We start from the raw sequence: 25134 nt of genomic DNA, 5'->3' as shown, positions 1-25134 counted from the left end.
CGGCGCCGTTTCGGCGAGCGGATTTCTTTTGCCTGAACAAGGCAAAGGATCATGCAGACACGTCCAACGACGCCCTTTGGGCGGCGGCCGTTGTCGCTCGCCATGGTGGCGAGCCAGACCGCGACCGAAAATTTTGCTGTAAAGCCGGGCGCATCCGAAACCGTCGTGCACAAATGGCGACTGTTTCGAGCGCTCACCGAAGCCAAGGAGCCGCTCGGCGTCACCGAGCGCGCGCTATCCGTTTTGCACGCGCTTCTGAGCTTCCATCAGGAGACAGCGCTCGCGTTGCCCGCGAACGACCCCAAGGCGTCTGAAACGGGCTCCGGCGGCGGCGGCATCGTCGTATTTCCCTCCAACAAGGAGCTCTCGATCCGAGCCCATGGCATGGCGCCGGCGACTCTGCGGAGGCATCTCGCCTGCCTCGTCGACGCCGGAATGATCATCCGCCGCGACTCTCCGAACGGCAAACGCTTCGCCCGGAAAGGGCAGGGGGGAGCCATTGAGGACGCCTTCGGCTTCGACCTCGCACCGCTCGTCGCGCGCTCGAGCGAAATCGAGAACCTCGCGGAGGAGGTGCGGGCCGAGAGCAGAGCGATCGCGCTGCTGCGCGAGAAGATCACGCTCACCCGCCGCGATATCGCAAAAATGATCGAGACGGCATTGGAAGAGGGCGTCTCGGGCGATTGGGACGAGGCGCATCAGCGCTATGCGACGCTCTCGGGGCGCTATGGGCGGGGGCTTTCCCGCGCCGATCTAGGGGCTCTGGCCGGCGAGCTGGCCGCTCTAGCGGCCGAAATCCACAAGTCGCTGGAAACGCATATAAAAGCTCAAAATATGAGCGGCAATGAGTCTCAATCTGAGCGTCACATACAGAATCAAACCACAAACTTTTCTGATCTTGAGCCTAGCCTTCAAGAAGGCAGGGCTCAGCCACCCCAACCAAATCTCGAAGAGCCTGGGGGAGCGATCGACCACGCCCCAGAAACATTCCCAGATCGTCCTCGAACCGTCGATCCAAAACCGCCGCTTCGCGCCTATCCGCTCGGAATGGTGCTGGAGGCCTGTCCAGACATTGTCGATTACGGCCCGAGTGGCGAAATCTCGTCATGGCGAGACCTCGCTGCTGCGGCGGCGACGGTGCGCTCGGCGCTCGGCGTTTCGCCGGATGCCTGGGCGCAGGCCCTGGATGTCCTGGGCGAGCATGACGCCTCCATCGTCATCGCCGCGATCCTGCAACGCGGCGATGAGATCAAGAGCGCCGGCGGCTATCTCCGCGTCTTGACCGAAAAGGCGAGGGCAGGGGAGTTCTCGCTCGGGCCCGTGCTGATGGCCCTGTTGCGTGGCAGGGCCGCGAAGGCGGCGCGCGAACGAAAGAAAACAGGGTGACGCGGGGATGGATTATTGGACCGAGCCCTGGCGGCCCGCTCGCTCACAGCGTTTCGGCGTCGAGCAATCGGAGCTTTTCGGCGCGATCGAGCAGGCTTTTGACGGAGGAGGGCGCCCAGCGGGTTCCGCCGCGCGGCGTGCGCTCATACATGGCCTCGAGCTGCGCGCCGATCTGCGCGAGCGTCAGATCGGGATTGGCCCGCTTGATCCCGGCGACGAGTGTGACCAGGCGTTCGCTGCTGACTTTTCGGCTGGCGGCTTGATGGAGGAGGCGGGGCTCGATCAAGCCCTCGGCGACGAAGCATTTGACGGCGCGCTTCAGGCGCTCGACGGTCCATTGGGGCAGGGGAGCGCCGGTGGCGGCATCGCGCTTGGCGTTGAGCACGCGCACGACGTCCTGCCAGCGGTGATCCGGGCGCATTTGCCGGACGACCGGCAGCCAATGTTCGGCCGTTCGGTTGACGCGCTCGAAATAATTCGCCGCCTTGGCGTCGACGATGCGCTGGATGGCGTCGCGGTCGCCGGCGCGGAGCTTTGGGTTGCCGCCGATGCGGCCGCGCTTCTTGGCGGCGCGCAGGCCGTCCTTGGTGCGCTCCCGGATCAAAGCGCGCTCCAGCTCGGCCACGGCGCCGAGAACCTGCAGGGCGAACCGGCCTTGCGGGGTCGTCGTGTCGATGGGATCGGCGAGCGATTTGAAATGCGCGCTCTTGGCGTCGAGCTCGGCGATCACGGCCAGGAGATGCGACAGCGAGCGGGCCAAACGGTCGAGCCGCGCGACGACCAGCACGTCGCCGCGTCGCACGCGCGAAAGAGCCTTGGCGAGTTCCGGCCGGGAGGCTTTCGCCCCCGACATATGCTCGCGAAAAATCTCGACGCAGCCGGCGGCCTTCAGCACATCGGTCTGCGCGTCCGTGACCTGCTCCTCGGTCGAGACGCGAGCGTAGCCGATCAGGGGCATTCGCCCTGGTCTCCTTCCGACGAAATCAGCAACGGACTATTTGCGAGCCGTTCGATAAGCTTCAGGAATCTCGTCGTCCGCAACCGGCGGCGCGCCACCCTCGCGGCGCATGATCTGGTCGAAGGCGCTCCAATCGGTCCGGCCTTTCTTTTCCGCGAAATAACGAGCCGTGCGCAGCGCCGAAACCTTTTCGGCCACCGCCGAAGCGATGAACTGGTTGAGGCTCGCGCCATCCTCGGCGGCAATCTTTTCGGCTTCCGCCTTCATCGAAGCGGGGAGCCGAAGAGCATAAGCGGCAGTTTTCGTTTTCATCGCACCATCCTCATCAGCGTATCTCTCGGCGTGAAAACGTCGATCCCAAAGCGCTCTCGCACAAGTCCGAAGTCACGCAAATTGAACGTAACGATCGTCGCGGCCCGCCCGTTCACAGCCGCCTCGAGGACCAGCTCGTCGCCCGGATCGCGCAATTGCGGCCGCCAAAGGAACCAAATTTCGACTGGCTCGATCAGGTCGACGATCGCGTCGAGAAACTGACCGACCTCTTTCGTCGATAGGCCGGCCGCTTTTCGGTGTTCGTCGCGCAGACAGACGGCCTCATATTCGATTGCGAGGGCGGCGCTGGCCAGAAGCTGGATCTGTCCGCGACGCGCAAGCCTGAGAAGCTCGGCGGATGCTCCGCCTGGGCTTCGGAGCGCTGCGATCAGGGCGTTCGTATCCAGAACCAATCTCATCGCAGCGACAATATCATATCGCCCATGATGTTATCAATGGCTTCTCAAAATCGGAATTACAAATTTGATTGATATTAATAAATGGTCGTTTGAAAACGCAGCCGAAGGCCGAAGTTCGCCGACCCTGCCCAGGGGAAAGCAGGAGAAAGGCCAGAAAAACACGCCTTTTCGTCGATTTGCGGGCCGAAGGCCCGCCTCCAGAGCCGTGACGAGGCTCGCTTTCGGTGGCCGGGGCGACGCGTTTCGATCCGGGCCGCGAAGGAGAAAAAGCATCTTCTATCATTCAATCTAAACTCGAAATAACTTGAAAATAATCTTGATTCACATGGAATTAGAATGCGGTTAGATCTTCCCGGCTCGGTTTCATTCGAGCGCCCGCAAAACGACCTTCGAGAATGCGTCGGACTCCGCGCGTTTCGACGAGCGGCTTCGCTCCAGTCCCGTCGCCGAAGCCTTCGTTCTTCGCGCGCATTTCCTCGACGCCGGCGCCGCTCTGTGGCGCGAGGGCGAATTCCTGCAGATCGAAGATTTGGTGCTCCATGACGTCGGGATGCACGTGCGCACGCCGACGCACGAAGTCGTGCGGGCCCACGCCGTTCTGCTCGCGCGCCGTCGCATAGCTAATCGCGAACCGGCGTGGGCGCTGACGACCGATGGCCTCGCCTGTTTGCGTGGCGTGCCGCGACCGCGGTGCATTTCCCTCGATGCAACCGCGGTCGGCTCGGGCGCCATCGGGGACGAAGACGCGGCGGAGACTGAGATTGAGAACGGTGAGCGATCCTCAACGGGGGAGTTCGACGAGATCTGCATTGGTGGCGCGAACGTCACGCGTGATAGAGCGAGGCGAGCCGGCGTAGCGCGCGAGGCCGAACCTTTGACGCGCGCGCTAGCGCAGAAAGCCATGAGCCGCAGCGCCTGCACAATAGCGGAGTCCTCTCCGTCCAGCCGCCTGCCGTGGAACACGTGCTCGACTCTTTGCTTCGGGACCGTTGAACGAAGTCCTTTTCCGGTCTGGAAAGTCCCGGTGGAGCCGCTAGTTGATGCAATCTATGTTCTGTGCCGGAAATATCCTGGCAGCGGGAGGCGTTCCATGTCGAACTGGCGCGAGGACAATTCCTATTCGATTGGCCAAACGCCGCTCGTCCGTCTGAACCGCGTGACGGATGGAGCCGGTGCGACAGTGCTGGTCAAGATCGAAGGGCGAAATCCCTCCTATTCCGTCAAGTGTCGCATCGGCGCCTCTATGATCTGGGACGCGGAGCGCCGTGGCGTGCTGGGCGCCGGCAAGGAGTTAGTCGAGCCCACCAGCGGAAACACAGGCATCGCGCTCGCTTTCGTCGCCGCCGCGCGGCGCATTCCTCTGACATTGACGATGCCGGACACGATGAGCATCGAGAGACGCAAGCTGCTCGCTGCCTTCGGCGCCAAGCTCATCCTCACGGAGGGCTCGCGCGGCATGAGCGGAGCAATCGCGAGAAGCGAGGAGATCGTCGCCTCCGACAAGGAGCGCTACGTGCTGCTCCAGCAGTTCGAAAATCCCGCCAATCCCGCCATACACGAGCAAACGACGGGGCCCGAAATCTGGAACGACACCGACGGCGCGATCGACATTTTCGTATCGGGCGTCGGCACGGGCGGGACAATCACTGGCGTGTCGCGCTTCATCAAACGGGATCGCGGCAAGAACATCGTGTCCGTCGCCGTCGAGCCTTCGGCGAGCCCGGTGCTCACGCAACGCCGCGCCGGCCTGCCGCTTCAGCCAGGCCCTCACAAAATCCAGGGAATCGGCGCAGGATTTGTCCCGGGCGTTCTGGATTTGTCGCTGGTGGACGAGATCGAGCAGGTTACGAACGAGGAGGCGATCGATTATGCGCGCCGGCTCACCCGCGAGGAGGGGATTCTCTCGGGTATTTCGAGCGGCGCCGCCGCGGCCGTTGCGGTTCGCTTGGCGTCGCGTCCCGATAATCGCGGCAAGATTATTGTAGCCATTTTGCCGGATTCCGGAGAACGCTACCTCAGCACGACTCTGTTCGAGGGCCTTTTCGATGAGAAGGGACTGGCCAAATGAGCACGAGCTCGAACGAAATCGTTGCCGAACTGCGTGAACTGCGCCGCGCGTCGTACAATAGCCGATATCACGATGCGGCTCTGCCGGAACTTCCGTCCCGCGATGCGGTCGTCGGCGTGGTCGACGGATTGATCGCGACGCTTTTCCCTCGTCACTTCGGGCCGGCCGGCTTGACCGAGGACGGCGCCGACAGCTTCGTCGCCTACACACTCGACTTGGCTATGCGGACGTTGCGGGAACAAATTCGCCGCGAGCTCGTCCTGGCGAATGTCGTCGGCTCGAGGGGCGCCGAACCGATTACCGAATCACGTGAGATTGCGCGGCAATTCGCCGCGCGCCTTCCAAAAGTGCGCGCGCTGCTCGATACCGACATTCGCGCGGCCTTCGAGGGCGACCCGGCGGCAAAAAGCCTGGACGAGGTCGTATTCTGTTATCCAGGCCTCGCCGCTGTCATCCGTCATCGCCTCGCACACGAGCTCTTTCGCCTGAAGGCGCCGCTGCTCGCGCGGATCATATCGGAAACCGCCCATTCGCAGACCGGCATCGACATTCATCCGGGCGCGGAGATCGGCGAGAGCTTCTTCATCGATCACGGCACCGGCGTCGTGATCGGCGAGACGTCGATCATCGGCCGGCGCGTGCGACTCTATCAGGCTGTGACGCTCGGAGCGAAGCGATTCCAGGTCGACGAGCACGGCGCCCTGGCGAAAGACTATCCGCGCCACCCCATTCTGGAGGACGATGTCGTGATCTACGCCGGCGCAACGGTGCTGGGCAGAATTACAATCGGCCGCGGCTCGGCCATCGGCGGCAATGTGTGGCTCACGCAAAGCGTGCCGCCTGGAAGCAACATCACTCAGGCCAAGTCCCGCAGCGAGGCCTTCGAAGAGGGCGGCGGGATTTGATGGCTCAACCACGCCGCGCGCGTCGTTCCGCAATCTGTGGAAGGAGGAAGCGATGCGAAAAGTCTACAATTTTAGTCCAGGTCCCGCCATGCTTCCCGCCTCGGTGCTGGAGCGCGCGCGGGAGGAGCTGCGCGGGTGGAGATCGAGCGGCGTAACGCCGATGGAGATGAGCCATCGCGGCGCCGATTTCATCGGCATCGCCGAGAAAGCCGAGGCGGCCCTGCGCGCGGCGCTGGCCGTTCCTTCCAATTACAAGGTCCTTTTCCTCGCAGGCGGCGCGACTGGGCAATTCGCGGCGGCGCCGATGAATCTCCTGCGCGGCAAAACCAAGGCCGCTTATATCGAAACCGGCTATTGGTCTCGCAAGGCAATCGACGAAGCAAAGCTCTTCGCCGACGTGGGCGTGGCTGCGAGCTCGCGAGACGGCGGCTTCGCCACGATCCCGCCGCAGGCGTCGTGGCGGTTCGATCCGACGGCGGCCTATCTGCATTATACCGCCAATGAAACCATCGGCGGAGTGGAGTTTCACGAGGCGCCGAGAGTGGACGACGTGCCGCTCGTCGTCGACATGTCGTCGAATCTTCTATCTCGCCCGATAGACGTGACTCAATTCGCGCTGATCTATGCGAGCACGCAGAAAAATCTCGGTCTCGCCGGTCTCGCCGTCGTCATCGTGCGGGAGGATATGATCGGCCGGCCGCTGCCTGGAACGCCATCGATATTCGACTATCGTCGGCAAGCGGACGAGCGATCGATGGTCAACACTCCGCCGACCTATGCCTGGTACATGGCCGGCCTGATGCTGGAATGGCTCGCCGAGCAAGGCGGAGTCGAAGCCATCGAACGGCGCAACATTCGCAAGGCTTCGAGGCTCTATGCCGCGATCGACGCGTCGCCATTCTATTCCAATTTCATCGATCCGGCGGTCCGTTCGCGCATGAACGCGCCTTTTCGTCTCGCCGATGCGAACCGCGACAAGAGCTTCCTCGCCGCCGCGGCCGACGCCGGCCTCGTCTCTCTCGAAGGACATCGTTCGGTCGGCGGAATGCGCGCGAGCATCTACAATGCGATGCCCGAGGAAGGCGTCGAGACATTGATCTCGTTCATGCTCGACTTCGAGAAGCGATGGGGATAGCCCATGTTCCAAATATTGGCTCGTGACGGCGTCGCCGCCGATATTCTCCCCTGGCTGCCACAGGGTCGATACCATATCGAGAAGGAAAGCGCTCGGCCGGACGCTATTCTCCTACGCTCCTTTGATTTGCGCGGCGCACCGATCCCGAATTCGGTTCTCGCGATCGGCCGCGCGGGGAGCGGGGTGAACAATATTCCCGTCGAGGAATGCTCGCGGCGCGGCATTCCCGTGTTCAACGCGCCGGGCGCGAATGCGAACGCCGTCAAGGAGCTGACCATAGCCGCCATTCTGCTCGCCTCTCGCAATATCGTCGCCGCGTGGGATTTCGCTCGAAATCTCGAGGGCGACGATGCGGGCCTCGCGAAGCAGGTTGAAAGCGGAAAAGCCCAATTCGACGGATTCGAGCTGACAGGCAAGAAGCTTGGCATTCTCGGATTGGGGGCTATCGGCGGCCTGGTCGCAAATGCCGCGATCGCTCTCGGGATGCGCGTCTATGGCTTTGATCCATCGCTCGGCGTCGATCGCGCGTGGAAGCTCTCCCCCGATGTGATCGGCGTCATGAGCCTCGACGATCTTTTGGCGAGAGCGGACATCGTCACGCTTCATATCCCACTGGACGAGCACAACGTCCACTTCATCGACGCCTCGCGTCTCGCGCTGATGAACCGCGGAGCGATCCTCATCAACTTTTCGCGAGCGGGCGTCATAGACGAGGCGGCGCTCTGCGCAGCTCTCGATTCGGGCGCGCTGCGCGCCTATGTCACAGACTTTCCGACGCGCGCCATCCTAGATCGACCGCGCGCGATCGCGTTGCCTCATCTCGGCGCCGCCACCGCCGAGGCCGAGGCGAACTGCGCTGCGTCCGTCGCCGATTCCATCGTCGACTTTCTGGAAAACGGCGAGATACGCAATTCCGTGAATTTTCCGCGTGTCACATTGCCGCGCGCGGGTCGTTCGCGCTTGGCGATCGCCAATCGAAACACTCCGGGCATGGTGAGCCAGATTTCCTCCGCTCTTGCCGTGGCGAGCCTCAACATCGAAAATCTCTTGAACAAGTCGCGTGACGAATATGCCTATACGCTCGTCGATCTCGACGCAGAGACTCCGACCGGGACGCTGGACGCCATTAGACGGCTGGACGGCGTTCTGTCCGTCCGCGTCGTTCCAAAATCTGCGGGCGCGGACTGAGACGAAGCTGTCAGCTTCACATGGCTGTCGACGTTGCGAGGCTATGCAAAGTGATTGCCGTCCTCGGATTGCGATCTAATTGGACGATCGTGCGGTTCTCATTAAATAGGGACGCGTCACATGAACGACGAACACGATGCTCGGCGAACTTTGAGCGAAGCCGCCGCACGCCAGCTCGCCAACGCCACTAAGACGCGAGCGCAATGGTCGGGCATCACGCCGCGATGGCTGGTGTCTCTCCTGCCATGGACTCCGGTCGAAGCCGGCATTTATCGCCTGAACCGCGTCAAGGAGGCGATCGCCCTGACCGACGCCGACGTCGAGTGCAGCCCGCGTCGGGATACGGATGAGGACCTGCCGGAAACCTATATCCCCTATGAAGAGGCTCCGCGCGAATATTCGATGAACGCCGTGACGACCGTACTCGACGTGCAGACCCGCGTCTCCGACCTCTACAATCACCCTTATGATCAAATTCAAGAGCAGGTGCGGCTCCTCACGGAAAAAGTGAAGGAGAAGCAGGAGAGCGAGCTCATCAACAATTTCGAATACGGATTCCTCGCAAACGCGCATCCATCGATGAAGATCAAGACCCGGACCGGCGCGCCGACCCCGGACGATCTCGATGAGCTGATCACGAAGGTGTGGAAAGAGCCGGCCTTTTTCCTCGCCCATCCGCGCGCCATTGCGGCCTTCGGCCGCGAAGCGACGCGCCGCGGCGTTCCGCCGGCGACGATCACGTTGTTCGGTTCGGCGTTCGTGACCTGGCGTGGAATCCCTCTGGTGCCGAGCGACAAGCTCTACATCGACGGCACGGGGAAGACCAATATTCTGCTGCTGCGCACAGGAGAAAAGAAACAAGGCGTCATCGGTCTGTTCCAACCGGGTATTCCGGGAGAAGTGGCGCCGAGCTTGTCGGTGCGCTTCATGGGCATCAACCGCAAGGCCATCGCATCCTATCTGATCTCGCTCTATTGCTCGGCGGCGGTGCTCACTCATGACGCGCTCGGCGTGCTCGAAGACGTCGAGGTCGGCAAATACCACGAATATCCCTTTACTTACGCGTGAGCAGGCGCAGCGATGACGTCGAATGCGCCGTTCCCAGGCCCATCCGATCGGGACGCGCTCGGCGATCAGGCGATTTTCTTGCCCGATGCGAGCGTCATCGCGAAACTCGCCAACATTTTCTTTGAAGGGAAGCCGATCAGCGAGCATCACGCGGATCGCTCGTCCGGTATCCCTGTGGCGCCTCCAGATCCCACGATTGCGCCGGCGCCCTCGGTGGTGACGACAGTTGCGCCTTTCATCCCTGCGCGTCCGCCCTACGGGCCGCCCGATTTGCCGCCTACCACCATTCCATCGGTCGTTCCGACGCCGAACGTCTCGATCGCGCCGGCCCACGCTCGCTTCGATCCTACGGCGATTTATCCCGGCGTCCCGGACGCGCTGCAGCCGGGAGCCTCGGTCGGCGCGTTCGAATCCGATTCCTTCGACGTTCGACAATTTTTCCCGGACCTCGTCGAGCGCGTCCCGCCGACTCACGTCACACCGCTGTCGATCGGGATAGTCCCCGGCGCCATTCCGGGCGAGAGGATGACGTCCGCGAATTTTCCGGGTGAAGATACTGCGCCGGGGACGATCGACGCGTTGACGTCGTCGCGCGCGCCGAACTCGACTAAATTAGTCGATCCGAAGGCGCTCCCGGCGGCGGCGCCATTCGGATCGTCGGGCGTGTCATTCGCGGATGTCCCCGCGACTGACGTCCTTGCATCTTATCGCCAATCCTATACGGCGCTAGACACTCCTCGTACGTCGACTCGATCGGCCGTCGATCCGCTCCATCGTTGCGACGTCGCTTCGACGGCGCGCCCTCTGCGCCGGGGCAAACCGCTTCCGAAGTGCCGCATATCCCGGGCTCTGGCCCCGCTGGCCCGACCGGCGACGACGCCTATTATTTTCTCGAGCATGCCGACAGCCGAGCCATTGGCGTCGAGCGCCTCTGGGCCACTCCAGAGGTCTCGGCGCACAACGGCGAGCAGCCGAGCTTTCAGCCACGACTTGCGCCGGATCCCGCTCCAGCGGCGCATCCGTTCGACCCTGATGCGATCAAACGCGATTTTCCAATTCTCCAGCAGCAGGTGCATGGCAGGCCGCTGGTCTGGCTGGACAATGCCGCGACGACGCAGAAGCCTCAGTTCGTCATCGATCGGCTGGCTCATTTCTATGAATATGAGAACTCCAAAATTCATCGCGGCGCACATGCGCTCGCCGCGCGCGCGACCGACGCCTACGAATGCGCACGTGAGAAGGTGCGACGCTTTCTGAACGCGCCGTCGGTCGAAGATATGGTCTTCGTTCGCGGCGTGACAGAGGCGATCAATCTCGTCGCGCAATCATGGGGACGGCGCAATATAAGAGAGGACGACGAAATCGTCATTACATGGCTCGAGCATCATGCCAATATCGTGCCGTGGCAACAGCTCTGCGCAGAGAAAGGCGCGAAGCTGCGTGTCGCTCCGGTCGACGATCGCGGGCAGATCATCCTCGACCAATATGAAAGCCTGCTCGGCCAACGCACGCGAATCGATTCTGTCTCGCAGGTCTCGAACGCTCTCGGAACGATCACGCCCGCACGCGAGATGACCGCGATGGCGCATCGGCATGGCGCGAGAGTGCTCGTCGACGGCGCGCAAGCCGTTCCACACATGGCGGTCGACGTGCAGGAAATCGATTGCGACTTCTATGTGTTCTCCGGCCACAAGCTTTTCGCTCCGACGGGGATTGGCGCTCTCTATGGAAAGCGTGACGTTCTCGAACAAATGCCGCCGTGGCAGGGCGGCGGCAACATGATCGCCGATGTGACTTTCGAGAGCACGATTTACCGAGGATCTCCCGACCGCTTCGAAGCCGGCACCGGCTCGATAGCCGATGCAGTCGGCCTCGGCGCCGCAATCGATTATGTCGACGCGATCGGCTTGGCGCTTATCGAGCACTACGAGCAAGAGCTCTTGAGCTTCGCTACAGAGCGAATGCGCTCGATTCCCGGGCTGATCCTCATCGGAACGGCCGCCGAGAAGGCGAGCGTGCTTTCCTTCGTTCTGGATGGGTATCGCGTCGAGGACGTTGGGAAGGCTCTCAATCACGACGGCATAGCCGTGCGCGCCGGACATCACTGCGCGCAGCCGATTCTGCGTCGATTCGGTCTCGAGGCGACGGTGCGGCATCTGGTGGAGCGAATCGAGGACGAATCTCTCCGGCTCGTTCGTCCAGAGATTGCAGATGAATACGTAAGGCGTGAGGCCTTTGAGCGTCTTCAATCTGCGCACAAAATTGTATGCTGCGACGAAGTCGGCGAGGTGCGTGCGCAGCTCGGTATGTGTTTCATAGAAGGAACGCTTCATCGTCGCGATCCTTGATCGTGCGGTTCACGCGCTCGGAACAGCTTCCCGTCGGCGAGCATTTGCCGAATTTCAAGCGGGGTCCAGGTCCCGCCGGCCGGATCGGTGAAATGAATTCATCGGAGAGCGCCGTGTGGATTTTGTAAGGAACGGCTTTGATCAGCGCGAACAGAAAGTCGGCGGCGATTCGCATTGTGCCTGTCCCGCAGTTCGACGAAAGCGAACTTCGAGGTTCGGTCGATCGCCACGAACATGTAAAGCTTGCCTTCGGCGGTGCGCACTTCGGCGATGTCGATATGAAAATTGGCGATCGGATAGGCTTTGAATTTCCGCTTGGCGGAAACCTCTCCATCGACCTAGTCGATGGTCGATCGATTTTGGCGCGCGGCGCCGTTCAACGCGCGTTCTGGACCCCGACTACCTTCGACTTCGCCTCGGTGACATCCAACACGGCGGCGTTCGCGCGGGCGGCGAAATCGGAGGCTGCGTCTTTCGACAGATAGGCGCTCAATCGACCATCGCTCTCCCTCACGAACCATGCGCGATCCGCAAAGATCTTGGCGCCGCTCACGCGATCCCAAGCGTAGACCGCGCGCGCGGCCTTCCCTTGTCGCTCGAAATCGCCGAGCGCGCGCAATGCGCTCGCAAGGGAGGCGTATCTGCGAGCTCTGGCTTCGTCTCTCAGCCAGAGCTCAGCCGAACGCGAGACGTCGTCGATCTGCTTTCCTGTCGACGAGTCCGTGAAGATCGGCGAAGGAGCTTCCTCCGCGAGTAGCGATTCATAGTCGACGCCGGCCTCCTTCGACGCTCGGCGGATGAAGACGTCGTCGATGAACGTATCGAGATCGAGCCCCGAGTCGGCGCGCTTGAGCAGCCGCAGCGTGTCGATCGACGTCGCGACATCCTGTCGAAACTCTTTTTTCCATGCGAGGGCGCGCGTCTGCAAGCCGAAGGGACCGTGGAACAGATAGACGACCGGCGCGTCCACGCCCGTCACCTTGGCGATCAGCTCGCTGTATCTCTCCGGCTCCGCCGTGAGCAGGCGCGTCGCTTCTATCACGGCGCGGAGATAGGCGACCACGACTTCTGGATAGCGATCGGCGTAATCGGCGTCGACGAGCGCGCCATGAAACGTCGGCACGCCCGCCTGCGCGCCGTCGAAGATTTTTCGCGCCACACCGCGATAGGGAAACAGCTCGGCGAAGGGCGCGAAATCGGCGTGGGCGTCGATCTGCCCGCTCTGCAACGCCGCGCCCGCCACCTCGGGCGCCTGCGCGATGATCTTCACGTCCTTGTCCGGATTCCAGCCGAGATCGGCGATCGCGCGCAACAGCATGCCATGCGCGGTCGAGGCGAAGGGAACCGATATCGTCTTTCCCTTCAGATCGGAGAGAGATTGTGCATGGGACCCGGTCGGCACGACGACGCCATTGCCGCTGCCGCGCACGCTGCCCGACAAGACGGCGATGAACTTGCTGCGCTTGCCGGCCTTCTTGAAGGCGACGCCGTTGAGCGCTCCGGGGAAATCCGCCATCACGCCGAAGTCGAGCTTGCCCGCAACCATCTCATTGGTGATGGGCGCGCCGCTTGTGAAGTTCTTCCACTGAACGTCATAGGTCGCGCCCTTGTACTTTCCCTCGCGTGGCAGATAGCGATCCAGAAGGCCGAGCTCGCGAATGAGCAGTCCGCCGGCCGCGCAATTGATCGTCGTATCCTGCACGCCGATCGCGATGCGGATCGTCTCTGCGGCCAACGGATTCGACAGCGCCACGAGGAAAGTCGGCAGCAGCCAGAGGCGCAATATCCGCATGTCGGTCTCGTTCCTTCGTTTGCGCGTCCGCGCGCCTCGCGTTTCTCAATGCTCGCGACGCCACGGCATGGCGAGCGCGCCGAGGGCTCGCACGGCGGCGCTGCTCGCCCAGCCGAGAGCGCCAATGATCAGCATCCCGACCACGATGTCCGGGTAATTTTGAAGCGTGTACGATTCCCAAGTGTAGTAGCCGACGCCGAGCTGCCCCGAGATCATTTCCGCGGTCACCAGACAGAACCAGGATGTTCCCATGCCGATCGAGAGCCCGGTGAAGACGCCGGGCAGAGCGCCTGGTAGAATGACCTCGCGGATGATGGTCGCTTCGCGCGCGCCGAGCGAGCGCGCCGAAGCGATCAGCCGGCCATCCACCTCGCGGATCGCATCTATGGAATTGAGCAGGATCGGGAACAAGGCGCCGGTGAAGGTGATGAAGATCATCGAGGCTTCCGACGACGGAAACATCAGAATAGCGAGCGGTATCCAGGCGACGGCGGGAATGGGCCGCGCCAGCTCCAACGCCGGCAGCAAGAGGTCTTCGAACATGCGCTTGCGCGCGATCACCACGCCCAGCGCCACTCCGACGACCGCCGCCAGCAGATAGCCGGCGAGCACGCGGGCGACGCTCGCCTCTATATGCGACAGGAGCTTTCCCGAGGAAATAAGCTCGAGGAACGCCTCCGCGACCTCGGTGGGCGCGGGAAGGAAGGCGAAGGAAACGAAGGGTAGCCGGAGCTTGGCGGCCGACGCGAATTGCCAGAGCAGGACGAGAGCGGCGATCGACGAGATGCGCAAGGCCCATCGGCGCGAGGGACGAGACGCGCGGGAAGACCCGGCTGCGCCGGCCTCGCCGCCATCCTTCGGCGCGCTGTGCGACAGTGTGCGCGCATCGGTCATGGGAGCGCGTCCGATTTCTCGAAGGCGCGGCGGCTTTCCCGCCGGATCAGCTCGAGACAGCGGGCCTTGGCCTCGATGAAGTCCGCGCTCGCATAAATCTCTCGTGGCCGGGGTCGCGGCAGCTCGACCCTCATATCGAGCAGGACTCGCCCCGGCGCCGCGCTCAAGACAATGACCCGATCGCCGAGAAACAAGGCCTCGTCCACATCATGCGTGACGAAAACGACTGTGTTGCCGACCTCGCGCCATTGCTCGAGGAGATGCTCCTGCATGAGGGCTCTCGTTTGCGCGTCGAGCGCGCCGAAGGGCTCATCCATGAGCAGCACGGCCGGGCGATTGACGAGCGCCCGGGCGATGGCGACGCGTTGCTGCATGCCCCCGGAGAGCATAGCCGGATAGTCCTGAGAGAAGCGTGCGAGCCCGACGGCGGCGAGATAGTCGCGCGCGGCGCGGCGCGCTTCGACGCGCGAGGCGCCCTGCATGCGCAGGCCGAAGGCGACATTGTCCTGCGCCGTCTTCCACGGAAAAAGCGAATAGTGCTGAAACACTATGCCTCGGTCGGGCCCTGGCCCGCGCACGGTCGCGCCGTCGACCGAGACAGTGCCGGCGGACGGAGCGACGAAACCGCCGATCGCATTGAGCGCCGTCGATTTGCCGCAGCCCGAAGGGCCGAGGAGGCAGAGGAATTCGCCGGGCTCGATCGTGAGGCTCAGCTCTGAGAGGCCTGCGCCCGCTCCGAACGAGATCGAGACGCCTCGCAATTCGACCCGCCCCCTTCCCGCCCCGGTCTGCGGCGACGAAAGTCGGGCGTCGTCGGCCGGTCTCGGATTGCCGCTGGTCTGAAGCATATAAAAAATATAAACTAAAGGGCGAAGAAAAAGCAAACCGCCCGAGGCGGGCGGAAAACACGAGAAGGGGGGCGAGTGAGCCATATCGACGACGCCGACGCTGTCTATGAGGCCGATGTGCTCGTCATAGGGGGTGGAACCGCCGGGCCGCTCGCCGCCTATAAGGCGAAGGCGGCAAATCCGGCGCTGAAGGTCGTTCTGCTCGAGAAGGCCAATGTGAAACGTTCCGGCGCCATCGCAATCGGCATGGACGGACTCAACAATGCGGTCATCCCGGGCTTCGCCAGCCCCGAGCAATATGTCCGCGAGATCACCATAGCGAACGATGGGATCGTCTATCAGAAGGCGCTGCTCGCCTATGCCGAGCGCTCCTTCGACATGATCTGCGAGCTCGACCGATGGGGCGTCAAATTCCTCAAGGACGAGAATGGCGATTACGATGTGAAGAAGGTCCATCATCTGGGGACCTATGTGTTGCCGATGCCGGAAGGCGGCTCGGTCAAGAAGATTCTCTACAGGCAATTGCGCAAGGCGCAGGTGCTGATCTCCAACCGCTTCATGGCGACGCGCCTGCTCACGGCGAAGGACGGACGCGTCGCGGGCGCGATCGCCGTCAACAGCCGTAGCGCCGAGCTGCTGGTCATACGCGCCAAGGCGGTGATTCTCGCGGCCGGCGCAGCGGGGCGCCTCGGCCTGCCGGCCTCCGGCTATCTCTGGGGAACCTATGAGAACCCCGCCAATTCCGGCGACGGCTATGCGATGGCGTTCCACGCCGGCGCCGAATTGACCAATCTCGAATGCTTCCAGATCAATCCGCTCATCAAGGACTATAATGGCCCCGCCTGCGCCTATGTCGGAAGGCCGTTCGGCGCCTACACGGCGAACAGCCGCGGCGAGCGCTTCATCGAATCCGACTATTGGTCGGGACAGATGATGCTGGAGTTCTATCGCGAGCTCCAGAGCGGGAGCGGCCCCGTATTTCTCAAATTCGACCATCTCGCGCCAGAGACCATCGCCGAGGTCGAAGGGATTCTGCACGAGGTCGAACGTCCCTCACGCAAGCAATTTCACGCGGGGCGCGGCACGGATTATCGCCGCGACATGGTCGAGATGCACATATCGGAGATCGGCTTCTGCTCCGGCCACAGCGCTTCGGGCGTGTGGGTCGACGAATTCGCGCGCACGACGGTCGAGGGACTTTATGCGGCGGGCGACATGGCGAGCGTGCCGCATAATTACATGCTTGGTGCCTTCGTCAATGGCGCGATCGCGGGAGAACATGCGGCGGCATATGCGCGCGAGGTCGATCTCGCCGATTGCGATCCGGCGCAAATCGAGGCTGAGCGATTACGCACCCGGGCGTCGCTGCGCAATGAGAAGGGCCTGCCGGCCAATCAGGTCGAATATAAGATACGGCGCTTCGTCAACGATTATCTCCAGCCCCCTAAGTCCCCGCGCAAATATGAGATCGCGCAAAAGCGCTTCGCCGAAATTCGCGCGGATTTGCAACGCATCGTCGCGCGCGACGCGCATGAGCTCATGCGGGCGCTCGAGGTGCATTCGATCCTCGATTGCGCGGAGATGGCGGCGGCCGCCTCGCTCTATCGCAAGGAGAGCCGCTGGGGACTGTATCATTATCGTCTCGACTATCCGGATCGCAACGACGAGGATTGGTTCTGCCATGTGCAGCTCTATAAGGATGCGAAGGGCGCCATCGCTTGTCGCAGGCGTGCGGTCGATCCTTATGTCGTGCCGGTGGAGGCGACGGAGCGCGACGCCTATAACCGTCTGCGCATAGAAGCGCGAAGCTGAGGCCTTCCATGTCTTTCGCCGAGAACCCTTCCGAATTTCCCGTCGTGGTCGACCTTGAGAAATGCATCGCCGACAAGGGCTGCACCATCTGCGTCGACGTCTGTCCGCTCGACGTTCTGCGCATCGATCCGGCGACGGGAAAAGCGCATATGAAATATGACGAATGCTGGTATTGCCTGCCCTGCGAGCTCGACTGCCCGACGAAGGCGATCACCGTGTCGATTCCCTATCTTCTGCGGTGACGGCGATGGCGCGCGACGGCATTTTCGAAGAGCAAGGAATCGATCTCGCCGACATCGCCGAGCGCTTCGGAAGCGAGGATGCGGATGAGCGACGCATCGCGATCATGGATCTCGCCGAGAGCGGCGAGCCGGCGGGCGAAGCGCTGCTTATCCAAGCGTTGCGCGACGTGCATCCGGGCGTGAGGCGGGCGGCGGCCGGGGGGCTCGAGCAATTCGACGGGGCGGCGGCGGCGAATGCTCTGGCGGCCGCCCTTCTCGACGCGGACGCCGAGGTCGCCGCCGTGGCCGACTCCAGCCTTCGTCAGTTTCGTGCGCCGGAGGCGGCCGCGCCCCTTCTCGCGCTCGTCGGTCATGAGCGGGCGGATGTTCGTGCTGCAGCCTGGCGGGGCTTGCGCGGTCTGCGCGTCGCGGCGACGCTGACGCCCGCCCTACGCGCGCTCAAGGATGAGGACGCCCAGGTGCGGCGGGAGGCGATCGGCGCGCTGGCCTATTTGAAGGACGAGACGACGACGCCGGCGCTGATCCACGCCGTCCGCGACGATCATTTCGACGTGCGGCGGGCCGCTCTGGCGTCGCTCGCCTTTGCGCCGGCCCCTGCTATTCTCGAGGCGGTACTCGCCGGCCTCGACGACTCGCATTGGCGCGTGCGAGAGGCGGCCGCCGCTCTCGCCGGAAAAGTCCGGGCCACGGGCGCCGAGGCCGGGCTAATTCATGCGCTGTCGGACGAAAGCTGGCAGGTCGCCCTCGAGGCGGCCCGCTCTCTCGGGCGCGCGGCGGCGGTCGAAGCGATTGCGGCGCTCGGCGCGCTGGCGACGCATGCCGTGAGCAATCTGCGCAAGGAAGTCGCCGCCGCCCTCGGCGAAATCCGCCACGCCGACGCCCTGCCGATCCTCGGGCGCCTGGCCGAGGATCCGGACCCCGACGTGCGCAAGATTGCCCGCTGGTCGATCCATCTCATCGACTCCTCCGCACGCTGATCCGCCTAGCCTCAGAGACGGCCCAGCGACTCGAGATGCGGCGTCGGGAAAGGCTGGAGCTTTTCGAACGCCCTTGCGAAACGTAGCACCGTCGCGTCGCCGAATTGCGGCCCGACGATATGGAGCCCGACCGGCAGGCCATTATTGTCGAAGCCCGCGGGCGCGGAGGCGGCCGGCTGCTGCGTGATGTTGAACGGGAAGGCGAAGGGCGTCTCCGGCGCCGTCCCGACGCGCGGAACGGGCTTGGACTGCACGGGCGTCACCAGCAGATCGTATTTCTCGTGGAACCGGCGCAACTGAATGCCGAGCTCGGTGCGCCGCTCATTGGCCTCGACGATCTCTGCGAGCGTTTGGCGCTCCAGCCGCTCGACGCGCTTGCGGATCCCCGGATCGATGAGGCCCAGTCCGGCGTCGCCGATATCGCGGCGCAGGCGGATCGCCCGCTCGGCGTTGATCGCGTCGATGATCGCCGACGGGTCCGAGAAGCCAGGATCGGCCTCTTCGACGATAACGCCGAGCTCGGCGAGGCGCGCCACCGCGCGGTCGACGACGGCGGCGACGCCCGGATCGACCTGGATATAGCCGAGCGTGCGGCTATAGGCGACCCGTAGTCCCTTCACGCCGCCGTCGAGGCCGGCGGTCCAATCGCGCCCGTCGCTGGGCAGGCTCGTCCAATCGCGCGCATCCGGCTGGGCGATGACATTCAACAGCAGGGCGGCGTCGGTCACCGTGCGCGTGATGGGGCCGATGTGGAACAGCGAACCATTGTGCGGATAGCCGGCGACGCGGCCGAAGGTTGGCTTGAACCCAAAAACGCCATTGATCGCCGCCGGGTTGCGGATGGAGCCGCCCCCATCCGTCGCCACCTGCAATGGCCCGAGGCCGAGAGCGGCCGCGACGCCGGCGCCGCCGCTGCTGCCGCCGCTCACATATTGCCGATCCCAGGCATTGGGCGTCACGCCTGCGAGCTTCGTCTCCGTGAGGCCTTTGAGGCCGAACTCGGCTGTCTGGGTCTTGCCCAATATGACGGCGCCCGATTCGCGGAGGCGCGCTGCAGGCGGGGAATCGGCCTGCTGGACAGCGTCCGGCGTCGCGAGGCTTCCCTTACGCGTCGGAAACCCCTTCACATTGAGCAGGTCCTTGAAACCGACGGGAACTCCGTCGAGGAGCCCGAGTGGCGCGCCTGTCCGCCAGCGCGCCTCGGAAGCTCTGGCCAGCGCCAGCGCCGCCTCCACGTCGACGGCGCGATAGGCGTTGAAATGAGGCTGCAGATCGGCGATCCGCGTCAATGTCGCCGTTGCGACCTCGACAGGCGAGACGGCCTTCGAACGATAAGCGGCGATCAGCTCGCTCGCTGAAGCCTGCGTCAGATCTTGTGGCACGGCATCCTCGAATTCCCTCTGTTTATCTATCTTAGTAAGTATCCCCCGACAAAGCCGGCGGCTTTATGGTGTGAGCCGCTCATAGCGGCGGCGGCCGAGTCACGCATCGGACGCCCCGTTCAATCGAGCTTCACTAGCAAGGTTCCGCCTATCGTGCGCGGAAAATCCTGCAGAGTGACGGTGGTCGCCGTCGTCGAGCTGCCCGGCGACCAGCCCGTGATGTAGCGCTGGTCGAACAGATTCTTCGACCAGATCGAGAGGCAGTAGCGCTCGTCGTCGGTGCGCACCGGGAACGCCGGTTCCAGACGATCTCTCGACGAGCATCGAAGCCGCCTCCGATCTTTTCGACGATCTCGCCCGAGCGCTGGACAGCGCCGCCGGACCTTGAATATATTAATCTGGTCGATAATATGGATTTATCGGGAAGCGCCCCGCCCGCTTCGGCTCTTCATCGCCATGTCCTATTCACTCTCCATTTTGGACAAGAGCCCCGTCGCCGAGGGAGCGACGACGGCGGAAGCGCTTCGCCACACGATCGCAATGGCCAAGCGCGCGGATGAGCTCGGCTATCATCGGTTCTGGCTCGCCGAGCATCATGGCGCCAAATTGCTCGCGAGCTCCGCGCCGGAGATCGTCGCCGCCCATATCCTCGCCCACACCTCGCGTATCCGCGTCGGCTCCGGCGGCGTGATGCTCCAGCATTACAGTCCCTATAAGGTCGCGGAGGTTTTCAAAACACTCGCGGCGCTGGCGCCGGGGCGCGTCGATCTCGGCGTCGGCAAGGCGCCCGGCGGCCTGCCTTATTCCACTCGAGCCTTGCAGCAGCGCCCGGACGACGCCGATTTCGAGGCCCGGCTCATCGAGCTGGAGGCATGTCTCTACGGCGCGCTGCCGGAGGATCACGCGTTCGCCGGCCTCCTCGCAACGCCCGTTCCGCCGGAGCCGCCGCAGCGCATTCTGCTCGGCGGCGGCCCCGCGAGCGCCGAACTCGCCGCGCGACGTGGTTGGCTTTTCGCCTACGCCGGCCATTTCAACGGCGATCCCGAGACGCTCGCGCGCTCGCTCGAGGCCTACCGCCGCATCGCGGGGCGGCAGGCTCTGCTCGCCATCCAGGCGTTCGCGGCCGAGACGCAGGAAAAGGCGGAGTGTCGCGTCGGCGCCCCGAGTCTCTACAAGGTTCATTTTGCCGACGGACGATCCGTCAATCTGCCGTCGCTCGAACTCGCCGCCGAATTCGCTCGCCAGGCGGGGCTTTCCGAGCAGGACTATCGCGCCGAGGAAATTCACCCGCTCGTCGTCTTCGGGGCGCCGGGTCGCGTGCGGCGCGAGCTCGAAGCCCTCGCCGATCGCTACGGCGTGAACGAATTCATCCTGGATACGCCGATCGCGGATTTCCACGAGCGCCTCGTCTCGATCGAGCTGATCGCCGGGACGTTCTCTTCCAGCCCGGAGACCGCATGAGCGAGAAGCCCATCAGATTCGGCTTGATGCTGCATGGCGCCGGCGCCAATATGAATTCCTGGCGTCACCCGAGTGGACCAGCAGACGCCAGCGTCGATCTCGATTTCACCATCGAGACCGTCCAGAAGGCGGAAGACAATGGCGTCGCCTTCGTTTTCGTGGCGGACGGCCTCTACATCACGGAACAGTCGCTGCCGCATTTCCTCAACCGCTTCGAGCCGCTGACGATCCTTTCCGCGCTCGCCGCGCGCACGTCGAAGATCGGTCTCGCCGGCACCGTCTCGACGACCTATTCCGAACCTTTCACGATCGCCCGGCAATTCGCCTCGCTCGATTTGATCAGCGGCGGACGCGCCGGCTGGAATGTCGTGACCTCGCCGCTGGAGGGCAGCGCGAAGAACTATGGGAAATCTCATCCCGAGCATGCGCTGCGCTATCAGATCGCCGACGAATATCTCGCCGTCGCGCAAGGTCTCTGGGACAGCTGGGACGACGACGCCTTTGTGCGCGACCGCGTGACGGGACGTTTCTTCGATCCACAAATGCTTCATCGGCTCGACCATGAGGGACGCTTTTTCAAAGTCGCCGGTCCGCTGAATGTGGGACGCTCGGAGCAGGGGCAGCCGGTGATTTTCCAGGCCGGCGCGTCGGACGCCGGAATAGCGCTCGCCGGCAAATATGCCGACGCCGCGTTCACGGTGGCGGCGTCGCTCGAAGAGGCCCGCGCTTTTTCCGAGAAGGTGAGGGAAAGCGCCGTCGCTCACGGTCGTCGCCGTGACGATGTCCTGATTTTCCCCGGCGCTGGGCCGATCATCGGCGAGAGCGAAGTGGAAGCCGACGCGAAATATCAGGCCATTCGCGATCTTCTGGGCATAGAGGAGGCGCTCGTCTATCTCGGCCGCTTCTTCGACCACCACGATTTCGCGCAATATGATCCGGACGCGCCTTTCCCGGATCTCGGAGACATCGGCAAGGAAGGGTTTCGTTCGACGACCGATGCTATCAAGACGCGGGCGCGGCGGGAGGGGCTGACGCTACGCGAGGTCGCGTTCTCCGTCGCGACGCCGAAGCCGACCTTCATCGGGACGGGCGAAAAAATCGCCGACGAAATGCTGCGCTGGATCGATGAGGGCGCCGCCGACGGCTTCATTCTTGGTTTCCCGGTCACGGCGGAAGGGCTAGATGATTTCGTCCGTCTTGTCGTTCCGGCGCTGGAGGCGCGAGGGCGCTACTCGCGCGATCTGCCGGGACGGACGCTGCGCGATCATCTCGGCCTGCCGCGCAAGGAGAGCCGCTACGCTCTCGTCGCGACCGACGAACAGAGGAGCGTGTCCCGATGACGGCTTCGATCGAAACCCTTTCCGAGCGCGCCGAGGCCGTCGCCGCGGCGGTCGTCCGCCGCGCAGATGAATTCGTCGCGCTGCGCCGGGACATTCATCGCCATCCCGAGCTCGCCTTCCAGGAGCGTCGCACGAGCGAACTCGTCGCAGAACGTCTCGCCGACTGGGGTTACGCGGTGGCGAGGGGACTCGGCGGGACCGGCGTCGTCGGAACGCTGAAGCGCGGCGAGGGGCCGCGCAGCCTCGGCCTACGCGCGGATATGGACGCGCTGCCCATCGCCGAGACGACAGGACTGCCCTACGCCAGCATCCGCGAAGGCGTGATGCACGCCTGCGGACATGACGGACATACGACGATCTTGCTCGCCGCCGCCCGTCAGCTGGCCGAGGCGGGAGATTTTCGCGGAACGCTCAACGTCATCTTCCAGCCGGCCGAAGAGATCGGCGCCGGCGCCCGGCGCATGCTGGACGACGGCCTTCTGGAGCGTTTTCCCTGCGACGCGATCTTCGGGCTGCACAATTGGCCCGGCCTCGCGGCGGGAAGGCTGGCTTTCGTCCCCGGCCCGGCAATGGCGTCCGTCGACCAGGCGCATGTCACCGTGCGCGGTAAGGGCGGCCATGGGGCCGAACCGCAGGATGCCATCGATCCGATCGTCGTCGCCGCCCATATCGTCACGGCTCTCCAGACGATCGTCTCGCGCAATGTCGATCCACTCGACATGGCGGTCGTGACCGTCGGCTCCATCCATGGCGGCTCCGCATCCAACATCATTCCCGAGAGCGTCGAGATGAAGCTCACGGCCCGCGCATTCAGACCGCGGGCGCGCAAGCTGCTCGAGGAGCGCATCCCGGCCCTCGTGCGCGCGCAGGCGGAGAGCTTCGGCGCCGTCGCGGATGTGCGCTATCGGCTCGGCTTTCCGCCGGTCGTCAATCACGCCGCCGAAACGGAGCTGGCGCGGCTCACGGCGCTGGAGACATTCGGCGAGACACGCGTCGAAGAGAGCTTTCCGCCGCGCACAGCGAGTGAGGATTTCGCTTTCTTTCTCGATGCGAGGCCGGGCTCGTTCCTGTTCCTCGGCAATGGCGACAGCTGCTCCCTCCACAATTCCGGCTATGATTTCAACGACCAGAGCCTCGCGCCTGCGGCTGTCTATTGGGCGCTGCTCGCTGAGCGCTTTCTCTCTTGAAAGGCGGCCCGCATGACGGATCGTTTTCTCTACGCCTCTCCGCTGGATCCTCGCGCCGCGCCGCTGCTCGACGATCTGGTCCGAGAATATGACGCGCGTTACGGCGATTTTTTCGGCCCCGAAGGCGGAACGGGCGAGGTCAATCGCTATCCGCCCGAAGCCTTCGCGCCGCCCGAGGGAAATTTCTTGCTGCTCTTGCGCGGAGAGGAAACGATCGGGGGCGGAGCCTTCCGCCGCTACGACGAGACGACCGCGGAGTTCAAGCGCATCTGGACGCGGAGTGACCTGCGCCGACAAGGGCTGGCGCGCGTCTTGGTCCAGGAACTCGAGGCCCAAGCTCTTCGCCAGGGCTATGCGCGCATATTCCTGACCACCGGCTGCCGTCAGCCGGAGGCGGCCTATCTCTATCTCACATCGGGGTATCGCGCGCTCTTCGATTTGACCGCGGACCTGGAAGCTCTCCGAATCCTGCCCTTCGAGAAGCATCTGCGCCAACCCGACGAAAATCTTGCCCAACCGCGCGCCGGCCTCCATCCCTGCTCGCATGGCTGAGACACGCCATCGTCTCGACTGTTCACGACCCGACGCCAGACCCTCCTGCAAGAGCAGATCAGATGCCTTCGATACACTTCCCCCGTGGCGCGAAAATCCACGCGACGCGGTTCTTCATCGCCCTCGCAGCAGCGACCCTGGCGGGGATTTGCGCGAGCGCAGCGCGCGAGGTCGTGCGCGTCGGCATCGCGGCTGAGCCCGGAGTATTCGCGGGCTTCGATGCCGGGACCAAGAAAGCCTCCGGCGCGACCGTCGAGATTCTGCAAGCGATCGCAGAGGACATCGACGTCGATCTGCAATATGTGGTCGTCACGGGAGCCGGCACCGTTCCCTACGCAAAGGCGATCGCGGACGGAAGGATCGACATCGTCGCCAATACCTACCAGATCACGCCGGAGCGTCAGGCGCTGTTCGACTTCTCCGACCCCGTCGTGAGTTATGGCGAGACGCTGGTCATTCGTAAGAATGACCAACGGGATTTCAAAACGGCCGAGGACTTGAAGAATCTGAAGGTCGCCGTTATCGCCGGATCGAATTATGTGGACATCGCGAAGCGGGTGGGCGCCGATCCGGTCGTCGGCGGCTCCCTCGATGGCGCAGCTGAGAGCGTCGACAACGGCAAGGTCGACGCCGCGATGGGCACGGCTCCTACCCTGGCTTTCATCGTCCGCGGCGGCGCTTTCGCCAATATCCGCGTCGCGAAAGCCTATGTCTCGCACGACATTCGCCCCGCAGGCTTCGGACTTCGCAAGGGCGACACCGCGCTGCTACAGAAGATCAACGGATCATTGGCGAGATTGAAAGCGAACGGAACAGTTTCGAAGCTGTTGACTCGATATGGCTTCGAATGAAGTCGCCCC

Annotated in this window: 22 protein-coding genes and 2 pseudogenes; 15 read left to right on the top strand and 9 right to left on the bottom strand. The window is 63.6% G+C overall.

The annotated features are described in order from the left end of the window. Positions 1-51 precede the first annotated feature (51 nt). Positions 52-1386: a plasmid replication protein RepC gene (repC, locus tag METLW4_RS0122500; RefSeq protein WP_083919372.1), complete on the top strand. Its 1335-nt coding sequence runs from the start codon at positions 52-54 to the stop codon at positions 1384-1386. A gap of 43 nt (positions 1387-1429) precedes the next feature. On the opposite strand, the gene METLW4_RS0122495 is transcribed toward repC, so the two are convergent. Genes METLW4_RS0122495 through METLW4_RS0122485 form a run of 3 tightly spaced genes read right to left on the bottom strand, consistent with a single transcriptional unit; the run spans position 1430 to position 3075 of the window. Then, a complete protein-coding gene (locus METLW4_RS0122495; protein WP_018268495.1) occupies positions 1430-2344 on the bottom strand; it encodes a recombinase family protein in 915 nt (304 codons plus the stop codon). A 36-nt stretch (positions 2345-2380) separates the two neighbouring features. Then, entirely contained in the window at positions 2381-2656 is a 276-nt protein-coding gene (locus tag METLW4_RS0122490) for a hypothetical protein (RefSeq protein WP_026191750.1), read from the bottom strand. Further along, a complete protein-coding gene (locus METLW4_RS0122485; RefSeq protein ID WP_026191749.1) occupies positions 2653-3075 on the bottom strand; it encodes a putative toxin-antitoxin system toxin component, PIN family in 423 nt (140 codons plus the stop codon). The genes METLW4_RS0122490 and METLW4_RS0122485 overlap by 4 nt, the downstream gene beginning before the upstream one ends. A gap of 1090 nt (positions 3076-4165) precedes the next feature. Between METLW4_RS0122485 and cysK the strand changes: the two genes are divergently transcribed. The 6 genes and pseudogenes from cysK to METLW4_RS25885 all read left to right on the top strand — a co-directional run. Further along, positions 4166-5143, top strand: coding sequence for a cysteine synthase A (gene cysK, locus METLW4_RS0122475; protein ID WP_018268490.1), 978 nt, complete (start codon positions 4166-4168; stop codon positions 5141-5143). Further along, positions 5140-6048: a serine O-acetyltransferase EpsC gene (gene epsC, locus METLW4_RS0122470; RefSeq protein WP_018268489.1), complete on the top strand. Its 909-nt coding sequence runs from the start codon at positions 5140-5142 to the stop codon at positions 6046-6048. Before cysK ends, epsC begins: the two co-directional genes overlap by 4 nt. A 52-nt stretch (positions 6049-6100) precedes the next feature. Then, on the top strand, positions 6101-7183 hold the full coding sequence (serC, locus tag METLW4_RS0122465; RefSeq protein ID WP_026191748.1) for a 3-phosphoserine/phosphohydroxythreonine transaminase: 1083 nt from the start codon (positions 6101-6103) through the stop codon (positions 7181-7183). A 3-nt stretch (positions 7184-7186) separates the two neighbouring features. Beyond that, positions 7187-8371, top strand: coding sequence for a phosphoglycerate dehydrogenase (locus tag METLW4_RS0122460; protein WP_018268487.1), 1185 nt, complete (start codon positions 7187-7189; stop codon positions 8369-8371). 120 nt (positions 8372-8491) lie between these two features. Then, positions 8492-9439 carry a family 2A encapsulin nanocompartment shell protein gene (locus tag METLW4_RS0122455; RefSeq protein WP_026191747.1) on the top strand — a complete coding sequence of 316 codons (948 nt, stop codon included), beginning with the start codon at positions 8492-8494 and terminating at the stop codon, positions 9437-9439. A 1013-nt stretch (positions 9440-10452) separates the two neighbouring features. Continuing rightward, positions 10453-11592, top strand: a pseudogene (locus METLW4_RS25885) (SufS family cysteine desulfurase); the annotation flags it as partial. Here the strand turns inward: METLW4_RS25885 and METLW4_RS28665 are convergent. The 4 genes and pseudogenes from METLW4_RS28665 to METLW4_RS0122430 all read right to left on the bottom strand — a co-directional run. Then, a pseudogene (locus tag METLW4_RS28665) lies at positions 11578-12122 on the bottom strand (integrase core domain-containing protein); the annotation flags it as partial. The pseudogenes METLW4_RS25885 and METLW4_RS28665 overlap by 15 nt on opposite strands. A gap of 41 nt (positions 12123-12163) precedes the next feature. Next, on the bottom strand, positions 12164-13579 hold the full coding sequence (locus tag METLW4_RS0122440) for an ABC transporter substrate-binding protein (RefSeq protein ID WP_018268483.1): 1416 nt from the start codon (positions 13577-13579) through the stop codon (positions 12164-12166). Between the two features lie 45 nt (positions 13580-13624). After that, positions 13625-14473 carry an ABC transporter permease gene (locus METLW4_RS0122435; RefSeq protein ID WP_018268482.1) on the bottom strand — a complete coding sequence of 283 codons (849 nt, stop codon included), beginning with the start codon at positions 14471-14473 and terminating at the stop codon, positions 13625-13627. After that, entirely contained in the window at positions 14470-15321 is an 852-nt protein-coding gene (locus tag METLW4_RS0122430) for an ABC transporter ATP-binding protein (protein ID WP_026191745.1), read from the bottom strand. The genes METLW4_RS0122435 and METLW4_RS0122430 overlap by 4 nt, the downstream gene beginning before the upstream one ends. 75 nt (positions 15322-15396) lie before the next feature. On the opposite strand from METLW4_RS0122430, the gene METLW4_RS0122425 reads away from it, so the two are divergent. The 3 genes from METLW4_RS0122425 to METLW4_RS0122415 are packed head-to-tail and all read left to right on the top strand — an operon-like array spanning position 15397 to position 18352. After that, positions 15397-17133: a fumarate reductase/succinate dehydrogenase flavoprotein subunit gene (locus tag METLW4_RS0122425; protein ID WP_018268480.1), complete on the top strand. Its 1737-nt coding sequence runs from the start codon at positions 15397-15399 to the stop codon at positions 17131-17133. An 8-nt stretch (positions 17134-17141) separates the two neighbouring features. After that, positions 17142-17375 (top strand): 4Fe-4S dicluster domain-containing protein, encoded by a 234-nt coding sequence (locus METLW4_RS0122420; RefSeq protein WP_018268479.1) that lies wholly within the window; start codon positions 17142-17144, stop codon positions 17373-17375. A 5-nt stretch (positions 17376-17380) separates the two neighbouring features. Further along, the gene (locus METLW4_RS0122415; protein ID WP_018268478.1) at positions 17381-18352 is read left to right on the top strand and encodes a HEAT repeat domain-containing protein; all 972 of its coding nucleotides are present in this window, start codon (positions 17381-17383) and stop codon (positions 18350-18352) included. A gap of 11 nt (positions 18353-18363) precedes the next feature. Here METLW4_RS0122415 and METLW4_RS0122410 read toward each other — a convergent pair whose 3' ends face one another. Next, on the bottom strand, positions 18364-19734 hold the full coding sequence (locus METLW4_RS0122410; protein ID WP_018268477.1) for an amidase: 1371 nt from the start codon (positions 19732-19734) through the stop codon (positions 18364-18366). Positions 19735-19853: 119 nt separating this feature from the next. Continuing rightward, on the bottom strand, positions 19854-20021 hold the full coding sequence (locus tag METLW4_RS28095) for a hypothetical protein (protein WP_018268476.1): 168 nt from the start codon (positions 20019-20021) through the stop codon (positions 19854-19856). 169 nt (positions 20022-20190) lie between these two features. Here METLW4_RS28095 and METLW4_RS0122400 point away from each other — a divergent pair, with 169 nt between their 5' ends. From METLW4_RS0122400 to METLW4_RS0122375, 5 genes are all read left to right on the top strand, one after another. Further along, on the top strand, positions 20191-21195 hold the full coding sequence (locus METLW4_RS0122400) for an LLM class flavin-dependent oxidoreductase (protein WP_026191743.1): 1005 nt from the start codon (positions 20191-20193) through the stop codon (positions 21193-21195). Further along, positions 21192-22535, top strand: a complete 1344-nt coding sequence (locus METLW4_RS0122395) for an LLM class flavin-dependent oxidoreductase (protein WP_018268474.1) — start codon at positions 21192-21194, stop codon at positions 22533-22535. Before METLW4_RS0122400 ends, METLW4_RS0122395 begins: the two co-directional genes overlap by 4 nt. Continuing rightward, entirely contained in the window at positions 22532-23722 is a 1191-nt protein-coding gene (locus METLW4_RS0122390; RefSeq protein ID WP_018268473.1) for a M20 aminoacylase family protein, read from the top strand. Before METLW4_RS0122395 ends, METLW4_RS0122390 begins: the two co-directional genes overlap by 4 nt. Positions 23723-23734: 12 nt before the next feature. Further along, the gene (locus METLW4_RS0122385) at positions 23735-24274 is read left to right on the top strand and encodes a GNAT family N-acetyltransferase (protein ID WP_018268472.1); all 540 of its coding nucleotides are present in this window, start codon (positions 23735-23737) and stop codon (positions 24272-24274) included. 173 nt (positions 24275-24447) lie between these two features. Continuing rightward, a complete protein-coding gene (locus METLW4_RS0122375) occupies positions 24448-25125 on the top strand; it encodes a substrate-binding periplasmic protein (RefSeq protein ID WP_018268470.1) in 678 nt (225 codons plus the stop codon). The last annotated feature ends 9 nt before the right edge of the window (positions 25126-25134 follow it).

This window comes from Methylosinus sp. LW4 (assembly GCF_000379125.1).
Classification (GTDB): domain Bacteria; phylum Pseudomonadota; class Alphaproteobacteria; order Rhizobiales; family Beijerinckiaceae; genus Methylosinus.
The sequence above is the reverse complement of the archived record's forward strand: the minus strand, read 5'-3'. Positions and strand labels throughout refer to the sequence as shown.